The 13983-nt window shown below is 62.4% G+C and carries 12 protein-coding genes; 10 read left to right on the top strand and 2 right to left on the bottom strand.

Annotation, left to right across the window (positions count from 1 at the left end):
- Window positions 1–279: 279 nt before the first annotated feature.
- Window positions 280–1368 (bottom strand): GNAT family N-acetyltransferase, encoded by a 1089-nt coding sequence (locus IPV69_RS04035; RefSeq protein ID WP_206293632.1) that lies wholly within the window; start codon window positions 1366–1368, stop codon window positions 280–282.
- Between the two features lie 146 nt (window positions 1369–1514).
- Between IPV69_RS04035 and IPV69_RS04030 the strand changes: the two genes are divergently transcribed.
- The 10 genes from IPV69_RS04030 (at window position 1515) to IPV69_RS03985 (ending at window position 12867) form a co-directional block, all read left to right on the top strand.
- Window positions 1515–2249, top strand: coding sequence for a hypothetical protein (locus IPV69_RS04030; protein WP_206293631.1), 735 nt, complete (start codon window positions 1515–1517; stop codon window positions 2247–2249).
- A gap of 129 nt (window positions 2250–2378) precedes the next feature.
- Window positions 2379–3017 (top strand): Holliday junction branch migration protein RuvA, encoded by a 639-nt coding sequence (gene ruvA / locus IPV69_RS04025; RefSeq protein ID WP_206293630.1) that lies wholly within the window; start codon window positions 2379–2381, stop codon window positions 3015–3017.
- Between the two features lie 173 nt (window positions 3018–3190).
- On the top strand, window positions 3191–4030 hold the full coding sequence (locus IPV69_RS04020) for a sugar phosphate isomerase/epimerase family protein (protein ID WP_206293629.1): 840 nt from the start codon (window positions 3191–3193) through the stop codon (window positions 4028–4030).
- A 292-nt stretch (window positions 4031–4322) separates the two neighbouring features.
- On the top strand, window positions 4323–4937 hold the full coding sequence (locus IPV69_RS04015) for a response regulator (protein ID WP_206293628.1): 615 nt from the start codon (window positions 4323–4325) through the stop codon (window positions 4935–4937).
- Window positions 4938–5106: 169 nt separating this feature from the next.
- A complete protein-coding gene (locus tag IPV69_RS04010; protein WP_206293627.1) occupies window positions 5107–8115 on the top strand; it encodes a M16 family metallopeptidase in 3009 nt (1002 codons plus the stop codon).
- 206 nt (window positions 8116–8321) lie between these two features.
- Complete coding sequence (locus tag IPV69_RS04005; protein WP_206293626.1) at window positions 8322–8948, top strand: cyclodeaminase/cyclohydrolase family protein; 627 nt, start codon at window positions 8322–8324, stop codon at window positions 8946–8948.
- A 91-nt stretch (window positions 8949–9039) separates the two neighbouring features.
- Complete coding sequence (locus IPV69_RS04000) at window positions 9040–9297, top strand: hypothetical protein (RefSeq protein ID WP_206293625.1); 258 nt, start codon at window positions 9040–9042, stop codon at window positions 9295–9297.
- A 309-nt stretch (window positions 9298–9606) separates the two neighbouring features.
- Window positions 9607–10020, top strand: coding sequence for a hypothetical protein (locus IPV69_RS03995; protein ID WP_206293624.1), 414 nt, complete (start codon window positions 9607–9609; stop codon window positions 10018–10020).
- Between the two features lie 110 nt (window positions 10021–10130).
- Window positions 10131–11030, top strand: coding sequence for a hypothetical protein (locus IPV69_RS03990; RefSeq protein WP_206293623.1), 900 nt, complete (start codon window positions 10131–10133; stop codon window positions 11028–11030).
- Window positions 11008–12867 carry an RDD family protein gene (locus IPV69_RS03985; RefSeq protein ID WP_206293622.1) on the top strand — a complete coding sequence of 620 codons (1860 nt, stop codon included), beginning with the start codon at window positions 11008–11010 and terminating at the stop codon, window positions 12865–12867. The genes IPV69_RS03990 and IPV69_RS03985 overlap by 23 nt, the downstream gene beginning before the upstream one ends.
- Before the next feature lie 44 nt (window positions 12868–12911).
- On the opposite strand, the gene IPV69_RS03980 is transcribed toward IPV69_RS03985, so the two are convergent.
- Window positions 12912–13976: an RluA family pseudouridine synthase gene (locus IPV69_RS03980; protein ID WP_206293621.1), complete on the bottom strand. Its 1065-nt coding sequence runs from the start codon at window positions 13974–13976 to the stop codon at window positions 12912–12914.
- Between the last annotated feature and the right edge of the window lie 7 nt (window positions 13977–13983).

Genomic DNA, 13983 nt, shown 5'->3' with positions numbered 1-13983 from the left:
CCTGCCGCGTTTGCCGAACTTGAAGAAAAATCGGTCCACGTCTTCTCCACTTTTCGGCACCGTGTGGACGGCCGGTGGGGACAGTTTCGTGGACAACGTTGCGGAACGCCGTCTTTTCCTGACGTTCATGAAATGCAAATATCGATTTTGTTCGCACGCTGTTTGCAGCCACCCTGTGGAAAACTCACCCGTACGGCAAAGGGCTTGCTTCAGCGTGTCACACTAAACACCCCAGAGCCGGAGACACTTGGATCGCCGCCGAGATGGGTCGCGACCAACTTATGGGTTGCGCAGATCACGCATGAGGGCAAGCTTTGATCCGGCTCGGGCCATGCCGTGTTTGTAGTAGAGCTTCAGCGCAGGGACATTCCGCGCATCGACCGCGAGCGTGAGCCGACTCATCCCCTGCTCGATTACGGCGATCATCGCCTGACGCATCAGCAAGTCGCTGAGTCTTCGGCCTCGCGCTTCTGGAACGAGTCCGAGGTAGACGAGCTCGACCGAGCCCGCCTGGGGTATCGGAGACAGCAGCAGCACGCCCAGCGGTTTGGGTGGGGCAGAAGCATCCGGCCCGAGTTCCACCAGGAGACGCCAGAGCTTTGGCTCGAACTCGCCGGCCGCCCGATGGCCGGCGATGACATCTTCCATGTCGCGGACGCCGTTGAGGCCAGGGCAGTCCAGGCTGTTCTCATACGTCGCGTGGATCGCCTGTTTGAACAACTCGTGGGTCTGTTCGGTATAGCCGACCCAGGCCATGCCGGGTGGCAGGACTGGTGTCGTCAGCCGTTTACGTGGCTCACCCGCCAGGTAAAGCAGTTCGGCCATGACCTCAAAGCGGTGGGCCAGGAACAGGTCGCGGGCGGTGTTGTCGGCCGGGTCGAGCAGGGCCTGGGTCAGCAGCACATCTCGGATGCCGAGCTGTGCGCACATTCCCTCGATCAACTCGCCTGCGGCCAGGCGTTCGGCAGATCCGTGAGGCAGCGCAGGCGACAGGAGCAAGGCCGTTCGCCCGGGGCTGAGCATCGGCAAAAGGGCCCAGAGCAGTCGACTTCGGCGTTCGGCGACCAGGAACAGGCTCAAATCGACCCGTCTGGGCTCGGCAAATCGGAGAAAATCGGCAACCTGGGTCTCGTCGGCAAGCTGTCCGGGTTGGGATAGGATCATCCGGACGGCCTGGTGCAGCTCGTCCCGGCGAGGCGGGCGATAGTGGATCGCTGCATCCGCCGGCGGCATCGCCGCCGCCATACCGGCCGCCGCCGGCGGGGCAGCGGCATCGGCGGGGCCGGTGGGGGCGCTTAATCCGGCTTCGGTCGGGCCGAAACCCAGCAACGCTTTGGCTTTGCGATGAAGATTGGATAGCGGCCGCACGGGCAGTAAGATAAGCTCTCGGTGCGGAAGGGGCTACGGGCGCGCGAAGTTAGACACCCGTCAAGCCTCCTGCTTCTCTGTTGTTTTCCATTTGTTCCCTTATGCCGCAGAGACGACATGTCCCTGACTGGCGGAGGTTTCCCGCGATGGCTATCACCCACGGCATGCCAAAACTCGCCCGCACTTGCGGGATCGCACTTTGCCTTGCTGCCACCACGAGCGTTGGCCTTCTGCCGAAGCTGGTTACGTGCGCGTCGGCGCAGACCGCGGTCGCGCGATATCCGGAGCCGTCGTTCTACCCGGTCTCCTGGGAACTGAACTTCCGCCACCAGACGCCCAAGCGGATCGTCGCTCGCACGCCCGGCGATCTGTCGCCGCGGGCTTACTGGTACATGACCTACACCGTTAGCAATGCCGGGAACGAGGCGGCCGAGTTTGACCCGGTCTTTGAGATGCTCGCCGACAACGGCAAGACCTATCGGGCCAATCGCGCGATCCCCAACGATGTCTTTGAAGCGATCAAGAAGAAGGAAGGCATCAAGCTGCTGGAATCGCCGAAGCAGATCACCGGCATCATCAAGCCCGGCCCTGAGCAGGCCAAGGACGGCGTAGCGATCTGGCCGGAGCCGTTGAAGGAAATGGGCACGTTTTCAATTTTCGCCGCGGGCCTGTCCGGCGAGACGGTCATCATGAAGAAGGTCGGCGCGCAGTATGTCGCCGTTGACCCCAAGAAAGCCGCCGAAGAACTGAAGGACGTCAAGGACGAAGACCGCCTGCTGCTTCGCAAGCAGTACTCGGTGACCTACCGCATTCTCGGCGACGACGTCGCCCCGGGTGTCGATCCGATCGAGAAGAAGGGGTCGAAGTGGGTGATGCGGTGATGGTGCATGACGAAACGCGAATGACGAGCGAAGCGCGAAGGTTCAATTCACAAACGCACGCTGCTCCTGTCTGATTGACCGCCCCTTCGCCATTCGAACTTCCCCGTTCGTCATCCGCGAACCCGCGCCATGATCTCATCTCTTACCGGTACCCTCGCCCAGGTCGACGAAGACCGCATTCACCTCCGCGCCGGGCACATCGTATACGAAGCGCTCGTGCCGGCTTCTGACGTCGCGTTTCTTGCGACGGGCGTGGGTCAGGAGATGACCTTCCAGACCATCCTCTACTTCGAAGGCGATAGTTCCGGCGGCAACATGGAGCCGCGCCTGATCGCTTTCCTCCGCAAAGAAGACAAGCGTTTCTTCGAGAAGTTCATCACGGTAAAGGGAATCGGCCCGAAAAAGGCGCTCAAGGCGCTGATCTCGCCCACTGGCGAAATCGCCCGGGCGATCGAGGAGAAGGACGCACGATTCCTGGTCAAACTCCCGCAGATCGGCAAGCGGCTTGCCGAGCAGATTGTCGCGGAACTTGCCGGCAAGGTGGCTGCGTTCGCAACCAGCTACGACCACAAGACGCCGAGCATCGACAAGGCCGTCACCCGGCGCAGCGCGCTGGAGGAAGACGCGATCGCCGCCCTGATGGCCTTGGGCGAACGCCGGACCGATGCCGAGGCGCTGCTGGAAAGGGCACAGGGCGTGGTGGTCGGCGAGGTCAAGACGAGCAACGATCTGGTTCGGGAAATGCTGCGACTGCGAACGTCGAGGTGACGACTTTTGTCACTGGTCACTTGTCACTGGTCACTTGTTCATCGCGGTTACGGGATCGTGCAATCGGTCGGCGTCCCGTGGACAGGCAGGTAACAACTAACAACTAACAACTAACAACTAACAACTAACCAGTGACCAGTGACAAGTGACAAGTGACCAGTAACATTCCCTCGATGAAACTCGCCTTCTCCACCAACGCCTACACACGTTTCCCACTTGTCGATGCACTCCGTGGGATTCGCAAAGCCGGATTCGAAGGGGTGGAGATTCTCGCCGATGAGCCGCACGCATATCCGCCGAAGATCAACGCCGCTCTGACCGATGAAGTCCGCCGGGTGCTCGACGAGACGGGTCTGGCGGTCAGCAACATCAACTGCAACTGCTCGTTCGGTTACTGGAAAGACGCGCCGCCCGAACCCTATTTCGAGCCCAGCCTGATCAGTCCGATCGCGAAGTACCGTGCCGACCGCACGGCGATGATCAAGACCACGCTCGATTTCGCGGCTGCGGTGGGGGCTAGGAACATCAGCATCACGAGCGGGCGGTGCATAGGCGGCATGCCCCCGGACAAGGCGGCGGCGCAGTTTGCCGAGTCGATCAAGCCCGTGCTCGACCATGCCGACAAGGTCGGCGTAGAAGTCGGTATCGAGTGCGAACCCGGACTGTTTCTCGAGTGGGCCTCGGAATTGCGAGAATGGATCGACCGCCTAGGCCACCCGAAGTTCGGCGCCAACCTCGACATCGGACACAGCGTGGTCATGGGCGAGTCGATCGAGGACGCCGTCGGGTTGCTGGCGGGGAGGATCTGGAATCTGCACGTCGAGGACCTGCCCGGCCGAAAGCACTACCACATGATCCCGGGGGAAGGATCGTTCGACTGGGCAACGCTCAAGCGATCTCTGCAGGCCGCGAAGTACGACCGGTTCTTGACGGTCGAACTCTACACCCATACCGCAGAGCCACAGACGGCTGCCGACAAGAGCTTTGCGTTCCTGAGCAGTATGTTCAAATGAACGCCCTCGACCGCGTTTCCGCTGCGTGCGTCTATTCTGGCACGCGGCCGAGCCTGCCGAACCGCTCGGGAGCCGGATCGCGACCGTTCGTTCGGGTTAAGACATAACGTCGTGAGGTGCCGGACATGAGTCGGGGACGGCGGGGCATGTGATCGCCCGTCATTCCTTTACAGCCGCGGACCCCACGAATATAACTACATATGCCGAGCCGGCAGACGGTTGCAACGTTTTGCCGCTGGTCCGAGCGATTGCCGTCTGGATGCGACGTACCCGAGATCGGACCCACTCACATATGACAGATAACGATCCTCCCCGCCTGCGATTGACGCCATCCGCCACCGGCGGCGAGGAGCCGCGCGTTTTGCCCAACACCGAATCATTCCTGCCGCAGTCCACCATCCTGATCGTCGACGACAACCCGCAGAACGTGGAGCTCCTGCAGGCGTTCCTCGAGTCGTTGCCGGTTCGCATCATCACCGCGTTTGACGGTGCCGAAGCCCTTGAGAGTGTCGCGGAGCACAACCCCGACCTGATCCTGCTCGACGTCATGATGCCCCAGATCAGCGGCTTCCAGGTTTGTCGCAAACTCAAGAGCGATCCGAAGACCAAGGATATTCAGATCCTGATGGTGACCGCGCTCAATGAACTCGGCGACATCGAGCAGGCGACCGAGGTCGGTACCGACGACTTCGTCAGCAAGCCGGTCAACAAGTTTGAGCTACTGACACGCGTCAAAAGCCTGCTGCGGGTTCGGCATCTCAAGAGCGAACTGGAACGCGCACTCACCTACCTCAGTGAAGTCGAAGAGGACGTCACGTTCTACACCTGCCCGGCACATCATGATGTCGTGCAGGACATGCCCGGCACCTGCCCGATCTGCGGAACCAAGCTGGTCGCCAAGGACTGAGTGCCCGTAGGGTCCGCCTTGGCGGACGCGTCTCGGGCTGACGGCACGCTCGAGTGTTTACCGGATTTGCTGCTTCCCATTGGCTTTCGCGTGTCCGCCAAGGCGGACCCCGCGGGCTGCTTCCAGTCGGCTTTCGCCCGTCCGCCAAGGCGGACCCTACGGACAACCTATGAATACTCGCATCGTTTGCCTGGCGCTGGCCGTCGCGTTTTCCGCAAGCTGTCAGAACGCAGGCTCCAAATCGCGGAGCGCCGCGAAGCTCCCGCCCGCCGAGACAAAGGCTGTGGGGAAGCCGTCTAAAGCGCTTGATGTGCCGCCCGCGGAAGAGGCAGCAGTAGCAAAATCTGCAAGCCCCTCCAGTGCCGCCGCGACTGCCCCCGCCGCTGCGACCGCCGCATCGCCCGAACTCCTCCAGTCGACCGCCGACATGGCCGGTTACGGCGTCGAGCGGTTCCGGATCGTTTCCTCTCCGGACGAAGTCATCGCCGTCCTCTCCAACGGCACGACGGTCATCTGCAAGCGCGTCAGTTCGCCGGCGGTCTCGGTTCGTGGTTACTGCTACACCGGTGGCGTTTTCGAAGGTAAATGGCTCGGCGGTGGGCTCTCTCACCTTCTGGAACACCTCGTCGCCGGTGGGTCGAACGAGAAGCGCACCGAAGCCGAAAACCGCGACCTGCTCCAGAAAATCGGCAACGACTCCAACGCCTACACCACCGACGATCACACCGCCTACTTCATCAACACGACCACTGAGCACATGGAGTCGGCGGTGGACTTGGTCTGCAACTGGATGCTGGGCGCAAAGATCACTCCGGAGGAGTATCGGCGCGAATATCTGGTCGTTCAGCGCGAACTGGAGATGGGCAAAGGGGAACCAGACAGCGTCTTTTACTACATGACCGCGGCCAACCGCTTCCGAGTGAGCCCGGCCCGCATTCCGGTCATCGGCTATCAGGAAGTTATCCAGGGCCTCAGCCGGGATGACGTCTACAACTACTTCAAGCTCGCGTACGTGCCGAACAACCTGGTCTTTTCGGTCGCGGGGGACATCGATCCGGAGAAGATGCTCGCGGCGGTCAAGCAACAGGTGAAGCACGCCAAGCCGGGCCGTGATTTCAGCCGCGACATTCCCGCCGAGCCAAAGGTGGTTTCTCCCCGCTCGATGGTCGGCACCTTCCCAGGCCTCGGCCAGGCCAAGCTGCAACTGGCGATGCCCACCGTCCAGCTTCAGCACGAAGACCTTTACGCCCTGGACCTGCTCGCCACCGCCCTGGGCGGGGGCGAAAGTTCGATCTTCACCGAGGTGCTCCGGGACAAAAAGGAACTGGTCAGCAGTGTCTCGGTCATGTCCTGGACGCCCAGCTACACCGACGGCTCGTTCCAGATCGATATCGAGCTGGACGCCGCCAAAGTTCCGCAAGCGACCGAGGCCGCCCTTGAGTTGCTGGAGAAGGTGAAGTCCGACGGCATCGACGAGCAGCGACTAGTCCGCGCCAAGACGCAGCTGCGGGCCAATCACATCAGGAACATGCAGACCGCCGAGGCTGTCGCCTCTCTGATGGCGACCGACTTTATCACCACGGGCGATCCTCACTTTGCATCGCACTATGTCGAGCGGATTGAAAAGGTGAATGCCGATCAGGTGAAGGCCGTCGCGAAAAAGTACTTCAACGGCCAGCGGCTGCTGACGACAGCGCTCCTGCCGACGGAGTTTGCCCCCACGCTGCCCAAGGCCGAGCAACTCCTGCGTCCGGTCAGCCCGGCCACTACGCAGCCGTCGGAAAAGGCGTCGGACGGCCAGATCGTCAAGATCGACCTCGACGAGAATACCGTTCTTCTCGCCAGGCGGATCACCACGACGCCGCTGGTCGTGATGCAACTCTACACCCTCGGCGGACTGACCGCGGAGGACGAGAAGACCAATGGCCTGGGCAACCTGACCATGCAGATGGTCTCCCGCGGCACCAAGGCCAGGTCCGCGCAGCAGGTCGCGGAGTTCTGGGATTCCATCGGCGGCGATTTCGATGCCTCCTGCGGCAACAACAGTTGGTCCTGGACGGCCAGCTGCATGAGGGAGGACTTTGCCAAGGCGTACGACGCATTTGCCGACCTGGTGAACAACCCGACCTTTCCGGATGCCGAGTTGCAGCCCATGAAGAAGCGCGTGCTGGCCCAGATTCAGGGGCAGGATGCCGACTGGACCAACCAGGCGTTTCGGTACTTCAAGAAGACTTATTACGGTCCGAGCAACTCGCCTTACCAGTTCATGGCGACGGGTACCGCCGCGAATGTCGAGGCGTTCACAGCGGAACAGGTGAAGAGCTGGTACGCCAGCCAAGTGACGCCCCGGAAGAAAGTGATCGCCGTGTTTGGCGATATCGATCCAAAAGGGGTCGAGGCGATCGTCCGCAAGACGCCGCTCGCCCGGACCGAAAAGATTGTGCCGAATCGTCCCGGGGTCGCTGCCAATGCTCCCGGCAAAGGGGCTGCGCCCAAGGTTCCCGGCGTGACGGTAGAGAAAGTGGCGCTCAACAAGACCGAGCAGGCGCTGGCGGGCGTGGTGGTGGGGTACAACGCCGAGTCGGTCGTCGGCAAACCCGAAAACTTTCCCATCGCCGTCGGCGACACGATGGCCAGCGGCTACCAGTATGGTTCGGGCTACCTCTACGAAATCCTGCGAGGTCGCGGATTGGTGTATGTCGTCCACGGGCAGAACTCGCCGGGCCTGAACGATTCGCTCCCCGGCACATTCATGGTGTATGCCGGGTGCGAGCCCGACAAGGTCAACGAGGTGATCGACGTCATCCTCGAGAACATCGCGCGCCTGCAGGGTTCGCCGCAGGACGTCAACGTGGACTGGTTCAACCGATCCAAGGAATTGATCGTCGTGGCCGAGGCGCTGGACAACCAGACACCTGCCCAGCAGGCGACGCAGGCCGCGTTGGACGAACTCTACGGCTTGGGCTACACCTGGCATCAACGATTTGCCGATAACATCAGGGCGGTAAAGCTGGACGATGTTCGGGACATCGCCGCCCGCCGCCTTTCCCGATGCGTTGTAACGGTTTCGACGCCTAAACCGGACCTGGTGACCACCCGGGAAGGCACCCGGGAGTACAAAGCCTTTAGTGCCGTCGAGTTAACACCGCGAGGCATCCAGCACGACGCAGGGAAGTAGGCGCCCGGTACACGGCGGCGGTCGAAACAGGGTCGATATATCGGTCGTAGTATTTTGCACATTTTCATGGTCGGCGTGAACCCGGGTTGATCCCATTCGTAGTCGATGATGTGAGTTCGACTGACTACCGCCCAGATCGTGGCACGAGTGCCATCTTGCGAAAACCCGATCGACCTGAGATCCGTCGCCCCTCGAAACTGTCCGACATGCACGACCCATCCACCCCGATCGCCACCTTCCTCGACGCGACCGCTGCCAGAAGTCCCACGCCCGGCGGCGGGGCGGTTACTGCGCTGACCGGTGCCCTTGCCGCTGCAATCGGCGAGATGGTCATGAACTATTCGATCGGCAAGAAGGGCCTGGAAGCGTTCGAAGGCGAACTGGTCCCGGCCCTGGCGAGCCTGCACCAGCACCGGCTCGCGCTCACCAAGGCGATGGTGGACGATCAGGCCAGTTACGCCGCGCTGACGGCGGCACGAAAACTCCCGGAATCGCCGGAACGCGCCGCCAAGATCAAGGCCGCACTCAAAGCGTGCATCCGGGCCCCACAGGACATGGCCGCCGCCGCGGTCGGCATTCTCGAAGTGTGCGACCGGGTCATCAACTTCGTGAACCCCTATCTCCTGAGCGACCTGGCCGTCTGCGCCGATCTGGCGATGGCGACGGCACGCTGCGCGATCTACAACGTCCGCGTCAATCTTGCCGACGTCAAGGACCCCGCTGAGAGGCATCAGATCGAGGCGACGATCGGTCAGGTCCTCACCCGCTCCGCCGCGCTCATTCGCCAGGTCGCGCCCCGCGTTTGGGATCGCCTGCAACAGACGACTGGCTGATTCGGCAATCATCGTCGGCAATAATCTTTCAAGTAATCGGTGTCTTCCGGACGATGCTTCGTGCGCCTCTCAAGTACTGAAAGGAGCGGCGATGCCGGGCGACCCGCGCGACTATCGAATTGATCTTTCAGTTACGGCCGAGACGCCCGCCTCCCACTCGGCGCCGAGCACGCCCACTAACTCCCGACCCTTCCTCAGCATCCATTTCGCCTGCTGCGGTGTCTATCAGCGGATCTATCGGTCGGCCGATGGCACCCGCTATGCCGGCCACTGTCCCCGTTGCGCCAGGCCCGTGCGGTTTGCCGTCGGTCCGGACGGCACCAGCTCCCGTTCGTTTACCGCGCTCTGACCGCGGGTCAGCCAGCCACCCCGCGCCCCATTCCGCCATGGGCCTCCCGGACGCCTTCGCATGACGGCGTTGATCCGCTACCATGCGCCGCGCGAATGTGCCGTTAACGACCGATTCCTGACCGGCACATCCCGACACGGAGGTCCCTCAATGCCGCAGGCCGCCGGCCCGACTGAATCCCCACCATCCGCCGCACCAGCGGATCAACCTGTTTCCAACGCGCCCTCGAAACCCGGCCAATGGGCCGTTCCCAAGCCCGCGGGAATCTGTTGTGTTTCCGGTCAGGCCATTGCTCCCGGCGAGAAGTTCATGGCAGGCGTCCGTGAAACCCTCGCAGGTATCGAGCGGATTGACGTTTCGCTCGGCTGCTGGGACCAGGCCGACAAGACAGACCTTCTGGCGAGTTGGCAGTCGGTCATGCCCCGGGCCGAAGAAAAGCGGAAACTGCTGGTCGACGACGAAGTCCTCTGCACCCTTTTCGAGCGGCTTGCAGACGCCACCGAGCCGGCGAAACAGAACTTTCGATTCGTGCTGGGTCTGATCCTGATGCGCAAGCGAATGGTGATTTATGACCAGACGCGCCGGGAGGAAGGACGCGATATCTGGGTCGTCCGCATGAAGGGCCGACAGGACACGCTCGAACTGATTGATCCGAAGCTCAACGCCGAACAGACTTTGGAGGTCAGCCAGCAGATGGGGCAGATCCTGAATGAAGAGTTGTAGATGGCGTCGAGCCCCGAAAGTTGCGAGGAACGTGATGCCGTTTGCATGGAAGACGCGATGAACTTTCGTCGGCCCCGGCGGGCTTCAGAGTTATGAAACTTCACAAGACCATGTTGTGGGCCGTCTGCGCCACGTTTGCTGCCGTCGGTTGCAACAAGCCGGTCGGTGTCGTTCCCGATCGCTATTCGGGCCCGACCGATACGCTGGTCAAAGTCGTCCAGGACATCAATCAGAACAACGCGCAACTGCCGACGATCTGGTCGACTCACTATTACGAAGCGAACGTGGTCGATCCGGAGACGGGAAAGAAGAACTTCGTCAACGGCACCGGAGCAATGCTCTACAAGGCGCCCATGGGTTTCCGCCTGGTAGGGAAGAAGGATCTCATCGGCGACGTATTCGAGGTCGGCAGCACCGACGAGTACTACTGGCTGAAACTGGTTCCCGAGGCGGACCGAATGTGGTTCGGCGAGCATCGGAATGCGGGCAAACCGTGCGTGAGGCGCGTGCCGATCCAGCCGAACCTGGTGATGGAAGTTCTGGGAATTGGCACCATCGGGACGGATTTCACGCAGATGCCCAGCCCGGTGATGCGGTTCAACCCCGACGCCGACGCCTACATGATGCTCTGGGTCGCCACCGCCGGCGGGGCGGGCGCAGGGCCCCAGCGACTGGCGGCGCAGCGCGAGGTCTGGTACGACCGGCGAACGAAGTTGCCGAAACTGGTCGTCCTGTTCGACCGCGACGGCCGGCCGGTGCTCAGGGCGAACCTTTCCGGCCACAAGCCCGTCGAGGTCGCGGACACCCCGCCGGCCAACTGGCCGAGAATTGCCACGGAGTACAAGCTGTATTTCCCCGACAGCGGCTCGACGATGTCGATCAAGCTCGAGGATGTCAGACTGGAAAACAAAGGCGTGCCGACGCGTCGGGGCATCGTGTTCCCCGGCGTATTGCCCGCGGACGCAGGCGTTCGAGAGGTCATCAAGCTTGATCAAGACTGCAAAGATTGACACCGTCCGGACCTCTCGCGCCGGCTCCTCGCCGGCCGCGCTGGCCACCCTTCTGGCTCTGTGCGCACTGGTGACCGTATCGGCAGTCGCTCAGGACGCGCCGCGGCACGACGTTTTTGCCGTCGGGCCGCTCTGGAGCAGCTCCGAATGGCTCTACTTCGCCCGCACGACGGTGGCATCAACACCTTCGGCAACCGGATCCTCCTCGATCGATCCGCCGGCGGTTTCGACACAGATCTACCGCCGTAACCTCAGCCGCAATTTCCGCGAGTTCGGCAAGAGCATTCCCCGCCGAGTGCTCGCCATTACCCCTTTGGGCGAACAGTTGGCCGTTCTCACCGACGACGGCAACTGGCTTTTGCAGTCCGAAGACGGAGCGATCCTCGGCATGCCGCTGGCGCTGCCAGACGCCCGACTGGTCGATCTCGCGTCCGACCGTGACGGGCTCTACGCGGTGGCCCGGGTCCGCGGTGGCGTGGTTCGTTTCGCCACGCCGGCAACTGCCCCGGCGACCGTTCCGCATTCACCGGCAACCGCCACCTCGCCCGCCACGGCAACTTCAACTCGCGTACCTTCCCAGGCGCCTGCCACGACGCCCTCCACGTCGGCCACCACGACCGCCAGCTCGCGGCCCCTGCAGAACCTGCCGGAGATGCTTTCGATCGTCGTTTACGGTGGCGGAACCTGGCAGCCGGTCGGCGATGTACCTTTCGACGTCGCCCGTCCGATCGACGCCGTCTCGCTGATCATCCACGATCGAACCCCGATTCTATTGGTTAGAGAAGCGCCGGCGCAGTTGCGGCTTTGGCGGCTGGACGGCACGAAGTGGCGTGAAGTCGGAAGCGCCCGGATCCCGGAAAGCACCCGGATGGCAAGGCTTGTGCCCGGCGGGGCGAAGCCGACGGTGTGGCTTTCGCCTGCCATCGAATCACCCGGCGAACCGGATCACGTCCTGGTGTTCGACGCCGCCGGACTCGGCGCGAGCCGCTCAGTCCCTCGTATCGGCGACGGTTCCCGGGTGGTCGGTGGTCCGGCGACCGCTGCCGCGGGCACCCGACCGACGTCGTCCCCGGCGGTGGACCTCGCGCCCGCCGGACTCGTGAACGACATGAAGCTGGCATCCACGGCCGGAGTGGCTCCCAATCTTCGTTCTGCCGCGTTCGCATTCAACTACTTCCGCTCGATCACGTTCAAAGACAACGCGATGTCGGAGCAGGCGTACGACGGCGTCAGCTTCGCCCCTGTTGAGACGCCTCGCGCTCAAACGTTTGAGCCTGTCGGACTCCCGTACTTCGAAATCATTCGGTACGGGCTGGTCGCCGCAGCGATGGCGTTTGCGATCATGTCGTCGCTCCGTCGGCGGGCTGAACTGAGCGACCTGGAGATCGACCCGGACGACCTTCCCCTGGCACCCCTGGGCCAGCGGCTGCTCGCCGGCATGATCGATGCCGTCCCGCTTATCACCGGATTCTTCGTGGGTTTCAGCTGGCACGGATCCGACCCCGACAGCCGGGAACTGGCCCAAGCCAACCTGATCATGGCTGGCGGGTTCGCAATCTACCTTTTCGTCACGCTGGTGACCGAGGTATTCGCGGGTCGGTCGTTCGGAAAGATGATCTGTGGGCTTCGCGTCATTTCGGTCACCGGGCAGCCTGCAACCAAAGGACAGCTCGCCACACGAAACCTCCTCCGACTGATCGATGTCCTGCTGCAGCTGTTTCCCCTGCTTCTGATTCCATTTTCCCCCCTTCGCCAGCGCGCCGGTGATGCCGCCGCCGGGACGATCGTTGTGACCATTCATCCGCAAAAGCCGGATCAAGAGCCGACGGACGAGTAGGTTTGTGCGCGTTGATGGGATGACCGCTGAATTCGGTCGTCGCGTTACGTTGTGCGGATCTTCTTCAACCACGTTTCAAGATCCCTCGCCATCGGGGATTCGAACTGAAGCGTTTTCCCTGAGAAGGGATGCTCAAGCTCCAGCGATGCCGAATGCAACGCCTGCCGCGGAGCGCCACTCTTGTCGTGCACGGCGTCGGCTTCGGGCTTGGGGCGGAGGTATGTCTTTTCGCCACAGAGCATGTGGCCCGCCTCGGCGAGGTGGATTCGGATCTGGTGCGTGCGGCCAGTCTTGAGCCGGCATTCTACAATCGTGTACCTGCCCAGGGCCTCGATCGGTCGGACATAAGTCTCCGCATGTTGGCCGTCCGAAGCCGCCTGCCCCTTCGGTGAACTGCCGCGAATACCGTCGCCGCGATCGCGGACGAACCAGCTTTCGATGGTCTGCTCCTGCGTGACCAAGCCGTGAACGACGGCCCGGTACACCCGCCGAATGGAATGCTCTTTGAAAAGTTTGACCAATGCCGTCTCGCCGCGAGGCGAAAGGGCAAACAGCATCAGCCCGCTCGTATCGCGGTCCAGTCGGTGCACCGCCCGGACCTTCGGCAGTCCGATCGCAGGCAACCCCACCGGTCTTCCGCCGGGACGACGCATCACCCCTGGCGGATCGGTGTTCTTCTGCGGGCGATTGGAGTCTGGCTGCGTCGCCTTCGGAGGCCAGACCGTCGGCAACAGCCGCTGTACCACTTCGTCGAGTGTCGGCTGACGCTGCTTGCGCGCGTCGTCCCATTCCTTCTCTTCGGCGTGCCGGAGGGTTGTGATGCCCGCCGGTTTGTCGATCACGATGAGGTCCTGGTCGATGTGCAGCACGGGAACGTCCCGCTCGGCCGGGGGAGGCGTTCGCGGTTGTTCGAAGATCTTGACCACGTCGCCGGTCTTGAGCCGTCTCGTGTCATCCAGGACCAGGTTCCCATTAATCTGAATACGCCGTTGCTGGACCAGCTTCCGGGCGTCGTTCCAGGACAAATCACTGTCGAGGCCGCGCAGCCCTGCTGCTAGGGTCTGTCCGTTTAGGACGGGTCGGATGTGGTAGGTACGATCACTGGGCATTTCGGGG

This window comes from Humisphaera borealis, assembly GCF_015169395.1.
In the GTDB taxonomy this organism is placed as follows: domain Bacteria; phylum Planctomycetota; class Phycisphaerae; order Tepidisphaerales; family Tepidisphaeraceae; genus Humisphaera; species Humisphaera borealis.
This window is presented reverse-complemented; position numbering and strand designations above follow the sequence as displayed.

Excerpts from the sequence above, each read along its gene's own strand:
- IPV69_RS04000 (WP_206293625.1), top strand. The coding sequence starts at position 9,040 with ATGCCGGGCGACCCGCGCGACTATCGAATTGATCTTTCAGTTACGGCC.
- IPV69_RS03995 (WP_206293624.1), top strand. The coding sequence starts at position 9,607 with ATGGCAGGCGTCCGTGAAACCCTCGCAGGTATCGAGCGGATTGACGTT.
- IPV69_RS04010 (WP_206293627.1), top strand. The coding sequence starts at position 5,107 with ATGAATACTCGCATCGTTTGCCTGGCGCTGGCCGTCGCGTTTTCCGCA.
- IPV69_RS03980 (WP_206293621.1), bottom strand. The coding sequence starts at position 13,976 with ATGCCCAGTGATCGTACCTACCACATCCGACCCGTCCTAAACGGACAG.
- IPV69_RS04020 (WP_206293629.1), top strand. The coding sequence starts at position 3,191 with ATGAAACTCGCCTTCTCCACCAACGCCTACACACGTTTCCCACTTGTC.
- IPV69_RS04030 (WP_206293631.1), top strand. The coding sequence starts at position 1,515 with ATGGCTATCACCCACGGCATGCCAAAACTCGCCCGCACTTGCGGGATC.
- IPV69_RS03990 (WP_206293623.1), top strand. The coding sequence starts at position 10,131 with ATGTTGTGGGCCGTCTGCGCCACGTTTGCTGCCGTCGGTTGCAACAAG.
- IPV69_RS04015 (WP_206293628.1), top strand. The coding sequence starts at position 4,323 with ATGACAGATAACGATCCTCCCCGCCTGCGATTGACGCCATCCGCCACC.
- IPV69_RS04005 (WP_206293626.1), top strand. The coding sequence starts at position 8,322 with ATGCACGACCCATCCACCCCGATCGCCACCTTCCTCGACGCGACCGCT.
- ruvA (WP_206293630.1), top strand. The coding sequence starts at position 2,379 with ATGATCTCATCTCTTACCGGTACCCTCGCCCAGGTCGACGAAGACCGC.